The following is a 16,800-nucleotide window of genomic DNA, read 5'->3' on the forward strand; positions in this document are numbered from 1 at the left end:
GGTCCTCTCGTGCTCCCCGCGACGGCGGGGAGGGTGGTCGGCTCAGGCAGGTCTGCGGGTCCGGCTCAGACGTCCAGGAAGCGGATGTCCTTGGCGTTCTGCTGGATGAAGGTGCGGCGGGACTCCACGTCCTCGCCCATGAGCATGGAGAAGACGGCGTCCGCGGCGGCGGCGTCCTCCATGGTCACCTGCAGCAGGGTGCGGTGCTCCGGGTCCATGGTGGTGTCCCACAGCTCCTGGTAGTTCATCTCGCCCAGGCCCTTGTAGCGCTGCACCCCGTTGTCCTTGGGGTAGCGCCAGCCCTTGGCCAGGCCGGCCTCGACGGCGGCGTCGCGCTCCTCGTCCGAGAACACGTAGTCGTGCGGGGCGTTGGACCACTTGATGCGGTACAGCGGCGGCTGCGCGAGGAACACGTGGCCGGCCTCGATGAGCGGGCGCATGTACCGGAACAGGACGGTCAGCAGCAGCGTGGTGATGTGCTGGCCGTCCACGTCCGCATCCGCCATGAGCACGATCTTGTGGTACCGCAGCTTGGAGATGTCGAACTCCTCGCCGATGTTGGTGCCGAACGCCGTGATCATCGACTGGATCTCGGCGTTGCCGAGGGCCTTGTCCAGGCGGGCGCGCTCCACGTTCAGGATCTTGCCGCGCAGCGGCAGGATGGCCTGCGTCTCCGGGTTGCGGCCCTGCTTGGCCGAGCCGCCGGCGGAGTCGCCCTCCACGATGTACACCTCGCAGCGCTCGGGGTCCTTCGAGGAGCAGTCGGCCAGCTTGCCGGGCATGCCGAAGGACTCCAGCGGGGACTTGCGGCGCGCGTTGTCCCGGGCCTTGCGGGCGGCCAGGCGGGCGTGCGAGGCCATGATGGCCTTGCGGATGATCTCCTTGGCCGGGCCCGGATTGCGCTCGAACCAGTCGCCGAGGTGGTCCGTGACCGCCTTGGACACGAACCCGCGGGCCTCGGAGTTGCCGAGCTTGGTCTTGGTCTGGCCCTCGAACTGCGGCTCGGAGAGCTTCACGGAGATCACGGCGGTCAGGCCCTCGCGGATGTCCTCGCCCGTGAGGTTGTCCTCCTTGGGCTTGAGGATCTCCTTCTCCCGCGCGTAGCGGTTGACCAGGGAGGTCAGCGCGGCGCGGAAGCCCTCCTCGTGGGTGCCGCCCTCGTGGGTGTTGATCGTGTTCGCGTAGGTGTGCACGGACTCCGAGTAGGCGGAGGTCCACTGCATGGCCACCTCGACGGCCATGGAGCGGCCGTCCGAGACGTCCTCGGCCTCGAAGGCGATGACGTCGTCGTGGACGTACTCGACCTTCTTGGCGGAGTTGAGGTGCTGGACGTAGTCGAGCAGGCCGTTCTCGTACAGGTAGGTGACGGAGCGGCGCTGGGGCTCCTGCTCCGCCTCCTCCGCCAGGCCGTTCTCCGCGACGTCCTCACCGGCGGCGCCCTCGCCCGCGATCTCGTCGTCGACGACCTCGTTGGACTCCTGGACGCGCTCGTCCGTGAGGGTGATGCGCAGGCCCCTGTTGAGGAAGGCCATCTGCTGGAAGCGGGCGCGCAGGGTCTCGTAGTCGAACTCGATCGAGTCGAAGATCTCCGGGTCCGGGTAGAACGTCTGCACGGTGCCCGTGGCGTCCGTGGCCTCCCCCTTCACCAGCTCGCCCTGGGGCACGCCGCCGTCCGCGAAGGACATGCGCCACACGTGCCCCTGACGGCGGACCTCGGTGTCCACGCGGCGGGAGAGCGCGTTGACCACGGAGATGCCCACGCCGTGCAGGCCGCCCGAGACGGCGTAGCCGCCGCCGCCGAACTTGCCGCCGGCGTGCAGGATCGTCATGACGACCTCGACGGTCGGCCTCCCCTCGGTGGGGTGCAGGTCCACGGGGATGCCGCGGCCGTCGTCCGCCACGCGCACGCCGCCGTCGGCCTGCAGCGTGACGTCGATGCCGGTGGCGTAGCCGGCCAGCGCCTCGTCCACGGAGTTGTCCACGACCTCGTACACGAGGTGATGCAGGCCCCGCGGGCCGGTGGAGCCGATGTACATGCCGGGGCGCTTGCGGACGGCCTCGAGACCCTCGAGCACGGTGATGGCGCTGGCGCCGTACTCACCGGGCACCTTCCGGTCCTTCACGGGGGTCTCGGGCTGCCCGACGGCGTCCGGCACGGCCTCCGGGTTCGGCGCGGCCGACGCGGCGGTCGGCTCCTCCGCGGGGTTCTCGGGCATGGCGTCAACCACGGGTGGCTCACTTCCTCGGACGTCGGCGGCAGGGTCGACCCGCGCGCAGGCGCGCGCCGCCGCCCGGACATAACCGGCACGCGACACGCTCCCGCAGATCCACGGGGGCGGGGGACGGACGACGGCCGGCCCCCTTTCACTGGTCCCAGTGTACCGCCTGACACCCCGAGGGCCCGCATCGACGGGGGTCCGCCGCGGGAGAACACCCGCTCAGCGGCCAGGGACACGGCTCAGGACGTGCGCAGGAGACCGCCCATGCCTCCCGGGCCGTCACCGACCCTGTGAGCGCGCCAGAGCGGCACCCATGGCCTCGCCGCGTCCGGGACGCCGTCGTGCGCCGCGGGGGGCCGCCCCGGACTCAGCCGTAGGTGTCGCGCGGCCCGCGGCCGCCGCGCACGGTGCGCGGCCCCTTGCGCCAGCTCGGGGCCTGCGGCCCCGCCACCTCGATGCGGGTCACGACGCCGGGCCCGAGCGCCTCGTCGAAGCGCTGCAGGAGCACGGGGCTCATCAGGCGCAGCTGCGTGGCCCACGCGGTGGAGCTCGTCCGGACCCGCACCACGGAGTCCTCGAAGCTCTCCGGGCGGCAGTGCAGCGCGATCTCCGGCCCCACCAGCTCGGCCCAGCGGGTGAGCACGGAGCCGACCGCCACGGGGGTGGACCAGCCGCGGTCGCGGATGAGCCGGCCGAACACGGTGGACACCGTGGCCGGGTCCCGGTCCGCACCCCCGAACGGGCGCCGACGGTCCTGCCGCTCCCGGCCGGCCGACGGCGTGCCCGCCATGGCCCCGGCCAGGCCCGCGCCCGTCCCCCGCGCCCGCAGCGGCGCCTCGCCCCGCTCCCGGGCGGCCTCGCGGACCCGACGCAGCTGCACGAGCGCCAGGTCCGGCCGGTCCGGCTCGAACGGGGCGGGGGTCTCAGCCATCGGCGCCGCCCTCGCGCCGGGGCTCGCGGATGTCGCCCTCCACGGGGGCCGCGGCGGCCACGGCCTCGGAGCCCTCCGCGTCCTGGCGGATGAGCACGCGGTGGGCCGTGAGCTCCTCGGGGACGTCCTCGAGCGCGGCGGCCGTGACGATCACCTGCTCGGCCCGGTGCACGAGCGCGGCGAGGCGGCGGCGACGGGCGGCGTCGAGCTCCGCGAACACGTCGTCCAGGATCAGGACGGGGCGGGCGTCGGGGTCCGGGTCGTCGGCCACGAGCACGTCGTAGGCCGCCATGCGCAGGGCCAGCGCCAGCGACCACGTCTCCCCGTGGGAGGCGTAGCCGCGCGCGGGCGCCGGGCCCAGGAAGAGGGCGAGCTCGTCCCGGTGGGGGCCCACCAGGGTGAGCGCCCGCGCCCGCTCCTCCTCCCGCTGGGTCTCGAGCGTCCGGCGCATGTCCACGGCCAGGTCCGCCACGGCCGGGACCTCCGCGTGGGTGCCGCGGGCCAGCGGGACGGTGGACTCGTAGGCGTAGGCCGCCGCCTTGGAGCCGTTGGTCAGCGCCGCGTACATCTCCTGGAGGGGGCGGGCCAGCAGGCGCAGCACGTGCAGGCGGCCGTGGAGCAGGCGGGCGCCGGCGGCGCAGAGGTGCTCGTCCCAGACGGCGAGGGTCGCGTCCTCCTCGGGGCCCCAGCGGCGAGAGCCGCGGCTCGACTTGAGCAGGGCGTTGCGCTGGCGCAGCACGCGTTCGTAGTCGGCGGCGGCCTCGCCGAGGGCCGGACGCAGCTGCACCATGAGCTGGTCGAGGAGACGACGGCGGCCACCGGGCTCCCCCGTCACGAGGCTCAGGTCCTCCGGGGCGAAGACCACGGTGCGCAGGATCCCGAGGCCCTCCTTCGCCCGCACGGGGGCGCCGCGGTTGATGGCCACCCGGTTGGACCGGCCCGGCAGGATCTCCAGCTCGAGGGCGACGGTGCGGGAACCGCGGTGCACGCGCCCGGCGATCCGGGCCCGGTCCCGACCGAAGCGCACGAGCTGCGCGTCCGAGCTGACCCGGTGGGACTGCTGGGCGCCGAGGTAGCCGATCGCCTCCACGAGGTTGGTCTTGCCCACCCCGTTGGCCCCGAGCAGCACCGTGGACCCCGGCGTCAGCTCCAGGTCGGCCCAGCGGTAGGACCGGAAGTCCGCGACGGTGAGGTGGGACAGGTACACGGGAGCGTTCGGCCCCCTGCGTCAGGCGATGCGCACCGGCATCACGAGGTAGCGGTAGTCGGAGACGACGCCGTCCTCCTGGTTCACGCCGGTGAGCAGGGCGGGCTTGGGCGCGGACGTGAAGGCGAAGCGCACCTGCGGCTGGTCCACCACGGCCAGGCCCTCGGAGAGGTAGGACGGGTTGAACGCCACGGTGATGTCCTCGCCCTCGAGCGTGCACGGCACGGACTCGTTGGCGCTCGCGTCGTCGCCGGTGCCGGCGTCCAGGGTGACCTGGCCCTCCGTGAACACCATGCGCAGGGCGGTGTTGCGCTCGGCCACGAGGGCCACGCGGCGGGACGCCTCGACCAGGGCGGCGGTGTCCACCACGGCCTGGATGGGGCTGGACTCGGGGAAGAGCGAGCGGATCTTGGGGTACTCGCCGTCCACGAGCACGGAGGTGGTGCGGCGGCCACCGGAGGCGAAGCCTACGAGGTCGGCGGTCTGACCGAGCAGGATCTCCAGGTCGCCGCCGGAGCCGAGGGACTTGGCGACCTCGGTGAGCGTGCGCGCCTTGATGAGCAGCGACGTCGAGATGGACGGGTCCGCCGGGGTCCAGCGGATCTCCTTCATGGCCAGCCGGTAGCGGTCCGTGGCCAGGAAGGTCATGGTGTCGCCCTCGATCTCCACCTTCACGGCGGTGAGGATCGGCAGGGTGTCGTCCTTGGAGGCGGCGACGGTGACCTGGGCGACGGCGTGGGCGAACGCGGCCCCGTCCACGGTGCCTGCGGGGGCCGGCAGCTCGGGCAGGGCCGGGTAGTCGCCCACGGGCATCGTGGCCAGGGAGAAGCGGGAGGAGCGGCAGGTGACGAGCACCTTGCCGCCGTCGAGCTCCACCGTGACCTGGGCCTGCGGCAGGGAGCGGACGATGTCGTTCAGCAGACGGCCGGACACGAGCACCTGGCCCGCGGTCTCGATGTCCGCCTCGATCTCCAGGCGCGCGGAGGTCTCGTAGTCGAAGCTCGCGATGGACACCACGCCGGCCTCGGCCGTGATCAGCAGGCCCGAGAGCACCGGCACCGGCGGGCGCGGGGACAGGGAGCGGGCGGCCCAGGAGACGGCGTCGGTGAGGATGTCGCGTTCGACGGTGAACTTCACGAGCTGCACTGCCTCTCTGGGGGTGATGACGGGGATTGCGGGCCCGGGGGGAACGGCGACACGCGGGCCTCAGCATAGGCGGTCCGCGCGGACGGTGTCAGGTCGGAAGCGAATGACAAGCGTGTGATTCCAAGGATTCTGAGCGCTCGGGCGCAGCCCGGGCACTCGAGGTGCTCAACGCGGTGCGGGGCCGCGGAGATGATGTTGCTTGGCGGAATCTCTCCAGAGGGATCAGAAGGAGTGGTAGCGGGTGTGGATCCTGTGGAGAACGCCGTTCTGCCGCGTCAGCATGCGGATCCGGTTGGGGGAACCGTGTGGACGCCCGCTCGTTCGGGGTGTGCATCCGGTGTGGACGAGCCCCGGAGCTCCTCGCCCCGCTCTGCACAGGGTCGACCGGAGTTGTCCAGACTCATCCCCGGATCCACCCCCCAGTTGTCCACATTCCTGTCCACAGGGCGCGTCCACACCCGTCGAAACCCGCGAGATCATGCGGTTTTCAGCTGTGGAGATCTGTGGATACATGTGGACCACCGAATGACACCCGTGTGATTCACCAGCCTGTGCACCGTCGTCGTCCCCAGGGGTGTGGACGCGGCGTGAGCGGCCTGATTCCGCCATCCACAGGGGCGGAGGTTGTCCACAGCGCCGGGGGTTCTCCACAGAGTTGTCCACACCGGTGGACAATGTGGAAGAAGGGTCGAGTCCCGGTCGAAGGTTCGAACCGGGACTCGAGGGTGGGACAGCGGGTGGCTCAGGCGCCGCGCTGTTTCCGCTTGATCTCGTTGGTGAGTTCGGTGACCTGGTTGTAGATCGTCCGCCGCTCGGCCATCAGCTCGCGGATCTTGCGGTCCGCGTGGATGACGGTGGTGTGGTCGCGGCCGCCCAGGACCTGACCGATCTTGGGCAGGGACATCTCGGTCAGCTCGCGCAGCAGGTACATGGCGATCTGCCGCGCCGTCACCAGCGTGCGGGTGCGGGACTTGCTGGTCAGCTCCTCGAGGGTCAGATTGAAGTACTCCCCCGTGGCGTGCAGGATCAGCTCCGGGGTGATCTCGTGCGCCGTCTCGTCCGTGATCAGGTCCTTGAGCACATGCTCGGCCAGCTCGATGTCCACGGTCTGCCGGTTGAGCGAGGCGAATGCGGTCACGCGGATCAGCGCGCCCTCGAGCTCGCGGATGTTCGTGGAGATGCGCGAGGCGATGTACTCCAGCGCCTCCGGCGGGGCCACGAGCCCCTCGGCCTCCGCCTTCTTCCGGAGGATCGCGATGCGCGTCTCGAGGTCCGGCGGCTGGATGTCCGTGATCAGCCCCCACTCGAAGCGGGAGCGCAGCCGGTCCTCGAACCCGGAGAGCTGCTTGGGCGGCAGGTCCGAGGTGATGACCACCTGCTTGTTGTTGTTGTAGAGCGTGTTGAAGGTGTGGAAGAACTCCTCGACCGTCGCCTCCTTGTCCGCCAGGAACTGGATGTCGTCGATCAGCAGGATGTCCACGTTGCGGTAGACCTGCTTGAACGAGGCGCCCTCGTCGTGGCGGATGGAGTTGATGAAGTCGTTGGTGAACTCCTCCGAGTTCACGTACCGCACCCGCAGGCCCGGGTAGAGGCGACGGGCGTAGTGCCCGATCGCGTGCAGCAGGTGCGTCTTGCCCAGGCCGGACTCGCCGTAGATGAACAGCGGGTTGTACGCCTTCGCCGGCGCCTCGGCCACCGCGTTCGCGGCGGCGTGCGCGAACCGGTTGGACGAGCCGATCACGAACGTCTCGAAGTGGTAGCGGTCGTTGAGGCGGCTGGTCTCCGCGGACGTCGACGGCGGCGCGGGGGTCGGCTTGCCGTTCCCGCTCGGGGCCGCGGTCGCGGCGGGCACGACGTCGGCCGGCGGCTCGATGCGGAAGCCCGGCAGCTCCTCGGCGACGGCGCGGCGGGAGGTGGCGGCGGTCGCGGCCGGGGGCAGCTCGACGTCCGGCGCCGCGGCGCCGGACGGCCCGCCGGCGAGGGAGGAGCGGCGGGCCTCGGAGGAGGGGGTCCGCGGCGGCTGCAGGTTCGCGTCGATCGAGATGGCCAGCAGGATCTCCTCGCGGAACTCCTTGGTCAGGGCGTCCGTGAGGGCGTCGGCCACCTGGGTGCCCTGGAGCGTCTCGCGGGTGGTCTCGTTCGGCACGGCCAGCAGGAGCGTGTTGCCGATGAGGCCCTGCGGCTGGGCCAGGTAGACGAAGCCCATGAGGCGGGCGCTGACCCGCGCGTCGTCCTCGAGGGAGCCCACGACGGAGCGCCACGAGCTGAGCACGGCCTGGTCTGCCACCACGGAGGCTTCCTTTCCTGGGACAGACGTCCCCGGGGACGGGGGCGGCTGCGCGAGACGGACGACGGTGCTCGGAGTCTAACGGTTGTCCACAGGGTTGTGCACAGACGGTGGACAACCCCTATCATCCTGTGGACGACCGTCCCGGGCGCCCACGCGTGTCCGGGATCCGCGCGCACCCGTTTGACCCCTGCGCACCCCGGCCACTAGAGTTGTCTGGTCCCCCGGGTGTCGGTTGATCGTGCCCGCCGGGGATTTCATGTCAGAGCCTCACCGGTCCTTCCCCCTGGTCCACCTGCTCAGGTCGACGGTCGAAGGCACACAACACGTCGTGGAGAGATCACAGTGACCAAGCGCACGTTCCAGCCCAACAACCGCCGTCGTGCCCGCAAGCACGGCTTCCGTGCCCGTATGCGCACCCGCGCCGGCCGCGCCATCCTGTCCGCTCGCCGCGGCAAGAACCGCGCCGAGCTGTCCGCCTGAGGACGTCGGTCCAGGGACGGCGCGCCCCGTGCTGCCCCGTGACCGTCGCGTCCGCACGCCCGCGGAGTTCCGTCACCTCGGTCGCACCGGCACCCGCGCGGGTCGGCGCACCGTCGTGGTGAGCGTCGCCACGGACCCCGATCAGACCCGGTCCACGTCGCCGAGCGCCCCTCGGCCGCGGGCCGGGTTCGTCGTGTCCAAGGCCGTGGGGAACGCGGTGACCCGCAACCGGGTGAAGCGGCGGCTGCGCGCCGTCGTTTCGGATCAGATGCGCCTGCCCCCGCTGCGCGACCTGCCGGTTCTGGTGCAGGTCCGCGCGCTGCCGGCCGCCGCCGAGGCGGACTACGCGCTGCTGCGCCGCGAGACCGTCGGCGCGCTCGGCAAGGCCCTGAAGCCGCACCTGCCCGCCGCCTCGGAGCACGCGTAGATGACCGTCACGCCCTCGCCCTTCGTCGTGCTCGAGCCCTCCCGTGAGTGGGGGCCGCTGCGCGCGCTGCCGTCCGCCCTGCTGGCCGGCCTGCTCACGGTCTATCGGGCCGTGGTCTCCCCGCTGTACGGACCCGTGTGCCGGTTCTTCCCCAGCTGCTCCGCCTACGGGCTGGAGGCCGTGCACGTGCACGGCGCGGTGAAGGGGTCGTGGCTCGCCGCGCGGCGCATCGGCCGGTGCCATCCCTGGAACGACGGCGGCGTGGACCCGGTCCCGCCCGGGCACCGACGCTGGCCGCCGGGCCGGCAGCCGCGCATCCTCACCCTGAACCACCCTCCCATCCCACCTGATCTCCCGCAGGAGGATTGACCCCCATGTTCGAAGCCATCCTCTCCCCGTTCCGCTGGCTGATGTCCTGGCTGCTCGGGGCGTTCCACAGCATCCTGGAGTTTGCGGGCCTGCCCACGGACTCCGGCTGGACGTGGGCCCTGTCCATCCTCCTGCTGGTGGTGCTCATCCGCACCCTGCTGATCCCGCTGTTCGTCAAGCAGATCAAGGCGCAGCGCGCCATGCAGGCCATCCAGCCCGAGCTGCAGAAGCTGCAGGCCAAGTACAAGGGCAAGAAGGACCAGCTCTCCCGCCAGGCCATGGCCATGGAGCAACAGGCGCTCATGAAGGAGCACAAGGCGAACCCGTTCGCCGCCTGCCTGCCGCTGCTGATCCAGATGCCGTTCTTCTTCGCGCTGTACCAGGTGCTGATCGGCGCCCGCGGCGCGGCCGAGCGCGGCGAGGCCATGGACGCCCTGTCCGCGGACCAGATCCGCTCCTTCGAGGGCTCCACGATCTTCGGCGCCCGCATGTCGGACACCTTCATGAACTCGCTCGGCGCGCCGGGCAGCGGGCCCGTGATCGTCACGGCGATCGTGCTGATCCTGCTCATGTCGGGCTCGATGTTCTTCATGCAGAAGATGCTCATGACGAAGAACATGACGCAGCAGGCCCTCACCGGCCCGATGATGCAGACGCAGCAGATCATGCTCTACGCCATGCCCCTGATCTTCGGCATCGGCGGCATCAACTTCCCGATCGGCGTGCTCCTGTACTGGACCTACTCCAACTTCTGGGCCGTCGGTCAGCAGTGGTGGATCATCCGCAACAACCCGACCCCGGGCTCCCTCGCCGAGAAGGAGCTCAACGAGCGCCGCGCCGCCAAGGGCCTGCCCCCCGTGGGCCAGAAGGTGTCGAACGCCGAGGCCACGCCCTCGTCCGCGCACACCCAGGCGGGCCGCGGCGGCGCCGTGCTGAACGGTGAGGTCGTCCGCGAGTCGGGTCAGCGCCTCCAGCCCCAGCGCAAGAACCGCAGGAGGAAGTGAGCATGTCCGCCGAGAACGTGACCCCGGCCCCCGAGGCCGAGGACGCCGTCGTCGAGACCCCCGCGGGCCCGGGCTCCCGCGTCGAGGAGCAGGACGGTGCCGCCGTCTCGGAGGCGGTGCGCCGCCTCGAGGAGGAGGGCGACGTCGCCGCGGACTACGTCGAGGAGCTGCTCGACATCGCGGACCTGGACGGGGACATCGACATCGAGGTCCGCGACGGGCGTACGTACGTGTCCGTCGTCTCCGAGGACCACGACGAGCGCCTGGACGGCCTCGTCGGCCCCGACGGCCGCACCCTGGAGGCCCTGCAGGAGCTCGTCCGGCTGGCCGTGCTCGCCGCCACCGGGCACCGCTCCCGGCTGATCCTGGACGTCTGCGGGCACCGGGAGCGCCGCAACGTCGCCCTGCGCACCGCCGCCCAGGCGGCCGTCGAGCGCGTCCGCGCCGGCGAGCGTCCCGTGCACCTCGAGCCCATGGGCGCGTACGAGCGCAAGATCGTCCACGACGTCGTCGCGGACGCCGGCCTGACCTCCGAGTCGGAGGGCGAGGGCGCCCGCCGGCACGTGGTCATCTCCGCCGATGACTGAGCGGGGCTCGGCCTACGAGCGGCGCCCCGGGCTGGATCCACAGGACCGGGGCGAGCGCCCCGCGCCCGTGGGGCAGCCGGCACCGCCGCTGACCGATGCGCTGCGGCCGGCCGCCGTCGAGCTGTTCGGCGAGGCCCTCCCCCGGGCCGAGGCGTACGTGGCCCACCTGGCGGACACCGGCATCGAGTGGGGCCTGATCGGCCCGCGCGAGGCGCCCCGTCTCTGGGAACGCCACGTCCTGAACTGCGCCGTGGTCGAGGAGCTCCTCCCGCAGGGTGCGCTCGTGGCCGACGTCGGCTCCGGTGCGGGCCTGCCCGGCCTGTGTCTCGCGCTCGCGCGCCCCGACTGCCAGTTTCTGCTCATCGAGCCGCTCGAGCGACGCGTGGAGTGGCTGGACATGGTGGTCGCGGACCTCGGCCTGGAGAACGTGGACGTGATCCGCGGCCGCGCCGAGCAGGTCTCCGGGAACCTCGACGTCGACGTCGTGACCGCCCGCGCCGTGTCCGCGCTGAAGACCCTCGTGCCCCTGACCATGCCGATGCTGCAGGGCGCCGGGGAGCTGCTGGCGATCAAGGGCCGCTCCGCGGCCGACGAGATCGCCGCCGCCCGCAAGGTCCTGCGCAAGTATGGTGGTGCCGAGCCCGAGATCCTCACGGTGGGCGAGGGCCTGCTGCCCGAGACCACCACCGTCGTGCGCATCAGCGCGCGTCCCCGCTGACCCCTCCCCGACCGGGACGGGACGGGCCGGGCGGCAGCAGATCCGCAGACCCGCGACCCAGGAGGTAGAGCCGCATGGCGCAGGAGCAGGAGAGCCGGGGTGGGGCCTGGAGGGCCCTGCGCCAGAAGTGGACCGGCCGGACCGCCGAGAAGGGCGGCGCCGACGCCGAGGAGCCCGCGCGGCTCCAGCGGCGCCGTCTGACGCGCCCCGACCGCACCCGCGTGTTCACGACGTCCAATCAGAAGGGCGGCGTCGGCAAGACGACGACGACGGTCAACCTGGCCGCGGCCCTCGCCCGCGCGGGCATGCGGGTGATGGTGGTCGACATCGACCCTCAGGGCAATGCGTCCACCGCGCTGAACATCCCCCACACCGGAGACGTCGCCTCCGTGTACGACGTGCTCCTGGGCGAGATGGAGATCCAGGATGTCGTGCAGGACGCCCCGGACGTGGACGGCCTGCAGGTGGTGCCCGCGACGATCGACCTGGCCGGTGCTGAGATCGAGCTGGTCTCGCTGGTGGCCCGCGAACAGCGACTGTCTCGGGCGCTCGAGGCGTACACCGCCTGGCGCGAGGAGGACGGCCAGGAGCGGCTGGACTACGTGTTCATCGACTGCCCGCCGTCCCTGGGACTGCTGACGGTCAACGCGTTCGTGGCGGCCGAGGAGGTGCTCATCCCGATCCAGGCCGAGTACTACGCCCTCGAGGGCCTCTCCCAGCTGCTCAAGAACGTGCAGATGATCCAGAAGCACCTGAACCCGCGCCTGCAGGTGAGCACCATCCTGCTGACGATGTTCGACGCGCGGACCAACCTCGCGGTGCAGGTGGCGGAGGAGGTCCGGACGCACTTCCCGGAGCAGCTGCTGAGCACTGCGATCCCCCGCAACGTCCGCATCTCCGAGGCCCCCAGCTATCAGCAGACGGTGCTGACCTACGACCCGGCCTCGGCCGGCGCCGTGGCGTACCGGGAGGCGGCTGCAGAGATCGCCGGCCGCGGTGCGCCGGCCGTGAACGGCTGACGCGCAGGCGGTCAGCTGTGGTGGTCGCCGGATGGCGCTTCTGACGACGACGAAGCCCGCCGGAGGGAGCGATCCCCCGGCGGGCGTCGTCGTGCGTGAGTGCGGCCCGAAAGATGAGGGATGGGCAGACAAGCGCAATCGCTGGGCATGTCGGAAGTTCGTGTTTCACGTGAAACACCGGTCTCCGTGGTGCGAGCGTGGTGCCGCCGCAGCGGGACGATGGGGAGGGGTGCCCGTGGTCGATCGCTTCCGTCTGTCACGCTCCCGTCTCCTCCCCTGGGCCAGCCCCTCCGCCGCGTCGGCCAGGCGCGCCTGTCGCAGGGCGTGGGGCAGCCGCAGGCGGCGACACACGAGCTCACGGGGCGGGGTGGACGGTACGGCCGCCGGGCGGCGACGGCGGCTGTGAGGGCCGGCGGCGCACCCTGCGTTGAAGCGCTCCTCGGGAGCTGCGCGACGCGCGGGGAACGTCTTGGCCGCCGGGCGCCGCCGTGCAGGGCCCGGCCCGTCCCCGCTCCTCCACTCGGGTGCGCTGCAGCCTCGAGGATGCAGCCGTCGAGGAGACCGGGTGCTGTGACTGGGTGCCCCCTCTCCCCCACGGTCAGACCTCCTCGCCGTCGGTGACGTGCAGGGAATCGGGGCCAGAGCGGAGCACGGGCCGTGGTGTCGCCGCGAGGCGCGCGGCCGGTCTGCCGTCAGCGTGTGCGAGAGCAAACGTCAGCGGCGATGGTGGGCTGCTGTGATTCGTCTGAGTTGGAGGGGCCGAACGGCGGCGCCAGAAGGACAGTTCTACTGTGCATTCCTGTGTACGGAGTAGGAGAGACTCCGGCGAAGAGGGGCGGCCGCACGCCCCCAATGTATACAGAGACAAGCATGTGAGCTGGCACTTTGCGGAGTCAGCAGTGGTTAGCGGCTATCGTCGATGTTGATATGTGGACAAGATCTGTGGACAAGGGGACGCCGTGGGTAGGTGGCCGTGGGTGCCACCATGGCGCTGGTTGGTCTGGCGAATCCCCAGCGCGGCCCGGCGGCTAGGTACGGGGTCGGCAGGGGAATGCTGAGTCAGCCTGCCCCCCCCGGGAAACCCGCATCAGCTCAGTGCGGGACGCTCAGGCCACACGGTTCTGACCCCTGCAACGACGTGGAAGCAGGACGTCGATCACTCAGGTGGTGGCCGGGGGTTTCACGTGAAACACGATGCTCGCGCGTAGATCTAGCGTCGATCCCTGGAGGGAGCCGCGTGCGGACGGACGGGTGAAGACCCGGTTCCACACGAGTCGGACGTGAACCTTAATGGGCGGAATGGGCAGACGGGAGGAATGGGTCCGGTCTGTCGGGCGGAAGGGCCTGCCATATAACTGTACGGCCGCTGCTGACGGCAGCGACTACATCGAACAGTACGGTCGACGGCACAAGTCGGTGCAAGCTGCGCGACATGGGACCCGCGACCCGGCGTTCGCGCCCAGTACGCCGCCACGTTTCACGTGAAACCGAACGACCGACGTCCGGCGCTCGACGCGCCCGGGTCACGACGTCAGCAGCGCGAGGAGTCTGAACCTCGAACGCATCTCAGGCCTCCTATGGACGCCGGCATCTGAATGCAACCCGCTCGTGGGCGGACTTCCGTGGCACGAGTGCACGGTCGAATCTTCGAACGATACGTTTCACGTGAAACGAGCTTCGGGTGAAAGCGCCGTGCCGCGAGGTCACAATCCCAGGCGATCCAGGGAGCACACGATCCGTGCCGGGAGCGAGCTGACCGAGAATGGCGCAGGAATGTAGCACTGACTCGCGGGTGAGCGAGCACGTGGCCCACCCGAACTCATGTCGTACTTGAATGACAGACTCGTCCGTGTTTCACGTGAAACGCGGATGGTGAAGCAGCGTTCAATTCGTGAGCTGCGCGGGTGTGAGGAAGCACTGACGGTGAAGCGATGAGTAGGCCGAGCTCATCCGTTCGGCGATTCGAGTGTTCACATCACACCGCGGGGAAGTGGGACGAGTGCTTCGCTGCTGGTCCGCCATTGCGCGTCCGATGAAGCACATCATCATGCGGGTAGCCATCGATCTGAGTACCGTCCGCACGGAGGGCTGATCGGCCGGGGAGAACACGAACAACAAACTGACAACCGTGATTCTAATACCGTCCGCTCGTCGACGCGGGCTCGCGCTTCATGTGAAACGAGTGAACCTCGAGAGGGAACACGAGGAGGTCTTGAGGATTGCAACGGCACCCTTCCAAAGCGCCCCCACTCGGAGTGTTCCACGTGAAACACTCACGCTCGCGGCAGGTGCTGTCCGCGCGCCCACATCCTGCCGTCCGGGCCCAATACGGACGTCTCACCCCAGAACCGAGGCCCGAACCTCGCCGCGCCCCTTGCACGTGTCAGGCCCTCGCGCGCCCCCCGGCGGTCAGGGCCAGAGCACCTTGAGAAGTGTCTTCCCGCCGCCCGGGACCATCGAGACCAGGCCGCTCACCTACACTGATCGCAGACCCACTCACTGCAGGAGGACCCGTTGAAGACGAGCCGTCGAGGAGGCCTGGGGCGAGGCCTCGGCGCCCTGATCCAGAGCACTGTAGAAGCCCCGGAAGAGAACGCCGAGGCCTCCTCCCCGAAGGACTCTGCGGTGCCGGTGAAGAGCGGCCCGAAGGCTGCCGCGGCAGCGGAGGCCACCACGACATCGACGCGGAGCACCGCGACGAGCGAAACGCCAGGGGAGTCCAACGAGCCCGCCCCGTCGGCCTCGCAGCGGAAGACCGCGGGCCGAACGACACAGGCCGGGAAATCAACGGCTGCGACTGGCCGGAACGCCGCGTCCGCCACGAAGGCAGGGCCCACCTCGTCGAAGCGTGCCTCGCGACCCGCGCAGCGTCCCGTCGACGTGTTCTTCTCCGCAGACTCCGAGGATGCACCCGCGGCGCGGCCGACCAAGGGGCGTCCGGCCATGCCGACGGTGAAGGCGCCCAGCAAGCGTGCCACCTCCGCGACGTCGTCGAGGAAGGAACCGGTGGACTCGACCGCGGAGTCCGTCGCGACGGAGGGGACCGTGTCCACGGACATCGCGGTCCTGCGGGAGATCCCGGTGGGGGACATCCACCCGAACCCGCGGCAGCCGCGTGAGGTGTTCGACGAGGACCACATGGCGGAACTGGTCACCTCGATCCGCGAAGTCGGCATCCTGCAGCCGATCGTCGTGCGCGAGGTGGACGGCCCCACCCCCTATGAGCTGATCATGGGCGAGCGCCGGTGGCGCGCCACGCAGAAGGCCGGCCTGGACATCATCCCGGCGATCGTCCGCCAGACCCCGGACCAGGACCTCCTGCGGGACGCCCTGCTGGAGAACCTGCACCGCTCCCAGCTGAACCCGCTCGAAGAGGCCGCCGCCTACCAGCAGCTCATGGAGGACTTCGCCTGCACGCAGGAGGAGCTCTCCCAGCGCATCGGCCGCTCCCGTCCGCAGATCTCCAACACGCTCCGACTGCTCAAGCTGCCGCCCCTCGTGCAGCGCCGCGTGGCCGCCGGCACGCTCTCGGCCGGCCATGCTCGCGCGCTGCTCGGTCTCACGGACCCGTCGGACATGGAGCGTCTGGCGCAGCGGATCCAGTCCGAGGGCTTGTCCGTCCGGGCCACGGAGGAGGCTGTCGCGCAGCTGCAGGGCGGGCTCCGGCCGGGGCGGACGCCGCGGCGCAGCTCGGACGACGCCCGCCATGAGCGCCTGGACCACTACGCCACCGCGCTCACCAGCCGCCTGGACACCGCCGTGAAGATCACCCTCGGCGCGCGCAAGGGCCGCATCGCCATCGACTTCACCACCGTGGAGGACCTGAACCGCATCATGGACCTCATCCAGGGTGGTCAGGACGGCAAGGGGAAGGGCAAGAAGTCCTGATCCGGAGCTCCCGCGGACGGCGTCCACGGGCACCCGCCGCTGGTCCTGGAAATCAACGCACGACGGCCCCGCCACCCTTTCGTGTGACGGGGCCGTCGCGGTGAGTGGGGGAGGGGCTCAGCCGAGCAGGGCCGAGAACTCCTTCTCCAGCGCGGCCTTGGGCTTGGCGCCCACGGACTCGACGACCTTCTCGCCGTTCTGGAAGCCCACGACGAGCGGGATGGAGGTGACGCCGAAGCGCGCGGCGATGGCCGGGTTCTCGTCCACGTTGAGCTTGGCGATCACGGCCTTGCCCTCGTGCTCCACGGCCATGTCCTCCAGGACGGGCCCGAGCATGCGGCACGGGCCGCACCACTCGGCCCAGAAGTCCACGAGGACGGGCAGCTCGGACTGGAGGACCTTCTGGTCGAAGTCGGCATCGGTGACGGTGATGGTGCTCATGGCAGCCTCCTGGGGGTTGTTCTGTGTCTGACGAGGGTGGACAGGGGTGTTATTGACATGACCCATGACGCTCT

General features: G+C 70.7%; 14 protein-coding genes. 8 read left to right on the forward strand and 6 right to left on the reverse strand.

What is annotated here, in order from left to right; translation table 11 throughout:
* Positions 1-65 precede the first annotated feature (65 nt).
* From gyrB to dnaA, 5 genes are all read right to left on the reverse strand, one after another.
* Complete coding sequence (gyrB, locus tag J1M44_RS05050; RefSeq protein WP_036314432.1) at positions 66-2,216, reverse strand: DNA topoisomerase (ATP-hydrolyzing) subunit B; 2,151 nt, start codon at positions 2,214-2,216, stop codon at positions 66-68.
* Positions 2,217-2,586: 370 nt separating this feature from the next.
* Positions 2,587-3,150, reverse strand: coding sequence for a DUF721 domain-containing protein (locus J1M44_RS05055; RefSeq protein WP_044659941.1), 564 nt, complete (start codon positions 3,148-3,150; stop codon positions 2,587-2,589).
* Positions 3,143-4,357, reverse strand: a complete 1,215-nt coding sequence (gene recF / locus J1M44_RS05060; RefSeq protein WP_044659942.1) for a DNA replication/repair protein RecF — start codon at positions 4,355-4,357, stop codon at positions 3,143-3,145. Before recF ends, J1M44_RS05055 begins: the two co-directional genes overlap by 8 nt.
* Positions 4,358-4,378: 21 nt before the next feature.
* Positions 4,379-5,494: a DNA polymerase III subunit beta gene (gene dnaN, locus J1M44_RS05065; protein ID WP_206480719.1), complete on the reverse strand. Its 1,116-nt coding sequence runs from the start codon at positions 5,492-5,494 to the stop codon at positions 4,379-4,381.
* 751 nt (positions 5,495-6,245) lie between these two features.
* Positions 6,246-7,793, reverse strand: coding sequence for a chromosomal replication initiator protein DnaA (gene dnaA / locus J1M44_RS05070; RefSeq protein WP_065572740.1), 1,548 nt, complete (start codon positions 7,791-7,793; stop codon positions 6,246-6,248).
* A 342-nt stretch (positions 7,794-8,135) separates the two neighbouring features.
* Between dnaA and rpmH the strand changes: the two genes are divergently transcribed.
* The 8 genes from rpmH to J1M44_RS05110 all read left to right on the forward strand — a co-directional run bounded on the left by rpmH (position 8,136) and on the right by J1M44_RS05110 (position 16,285).
* Positions 8,136-8,273: a 50S ribosomal protein L34 gene (gene rpmH, locus J1M44_RS05075; RefSeq protein ID WP_002856443.1), complete on the forward strand. Its 138-nt coding sequence runs from the start codon at positions 8,136-8,138 to the stop codon at positions 8,271-8,273.
* 28 nt (positions 8,274-8,301) lie between these two features.
* The gene (gene rnpA / locus J1M44_RS05080; protein WP_098471039.1) at positions 8,302-8,700 is read left to right on the forward strand and encodes a ribonuclease P protein component; all 399 of its coding nucleotides are present in this window, start codon (positions 8,302-8,304) and stop codon (positions 8,698-8,700) included.
* Complete coding sequence (yidD, locus tag J1M44_RS05085) at positions 8,701-9,069, forward strand: membrane protein insertion efficiency factor YidD (RefSeq protein WP_020628390.1); 369 nt, start codon at positions 8,701-8,703, stop codon at positions 9,067-9,069. It abuts the gene before it with no gap.
* A gap of 5 nt (positions 9,070-9,074) precedes the next feature.
* Complete coding sequence (gene yidC / locus J1M44_RS05090; RefSeq protein ID WP_060775347.1) at positions 9,075-10,073, forward strand: membrane protein insertase YidC; 999 nt, start codon at positions 9,075-9,077, stop codon at positions 10,071-10,073.
* 2 nt (positions 10,074-10,075) lie between these two features.
* Positions 10,076-10,660 (forward strand): Jag family protein, encoded by a 585-nt coding sequence (locus tag J1M44_RS05095; RefSeq protein WP_123244080.1) that lies wholly within the window; start codon positions 10,076-10,078, stop codon positions 10,658-10,660.
* Positions 10,653-11,378 (forward strand): 16S rRNA (guanine(527)-N(7))-methyltransferase RsmG, encoded by a 726-nt coding sequence (gene rsmG, locus J1M44_RS05100; protein WP_123244081.1) that lies wholly within the window; start codon positions 10,653-10,655, stop codon positions 11,376-11,378. The genes J1M44_RS05095 and rsmG overlap by 8 nt, the downstream gene beginning before the upstream one ends.
* 74 nt (positions 11,379-11,452) lie before the next feature.
* The gene (locus J1M44_RS05105) at positions 11,453-12,397 is read left to right on the forward strand and encodes a ParA family protein (protein WP_241252821.1); all 945 of its coding nucleotides are present in this window, start codon (positions 11,453-11,455) and stop codon (positions 12,395-12,397) included.
* A gap of 2,514 nt (positions 12,398-14,911) precedes the next feature.
* Entirely contained in the window at positions 14,912-16,285 is a 1,374-nt protein-coding gene (locus J1M44_RS05110; protein ID WP_206480708.1) for a ParB/RepB/Spo0J family partition protein, read from the forward strand.
* Between the two features lie 117 nt (positions 16,286-16,402).
* On the opposite strand, the gene trxA is transcribed toward J1M44_RS05110, so the two are convergent.
* Positions 16,403-16,792 carry a thioredoxin gene (trxA, locus tag J1M44_RS05115; RefSeq protein WP_330986836.1) on the reverse strand — a complete coding sequence of 130 codons (390 nt, stop codon included), beginning with the start codon at positions 16,790-16,792 and terminating at the stop codon, positions 16,403-16,405.
* Positions 16,793-16,800 lie beyond the last annotated feature (8 nt).

It is taken from the genome of Micrococcus sp. KRD128 (assembly GCF_017168395.1).
Lineage (GTDB): Bacteria > Actinomycetota > Actinomycetes > Actinomycetales > Micrococcaceae > Micrococcus > Micrococcus luteus.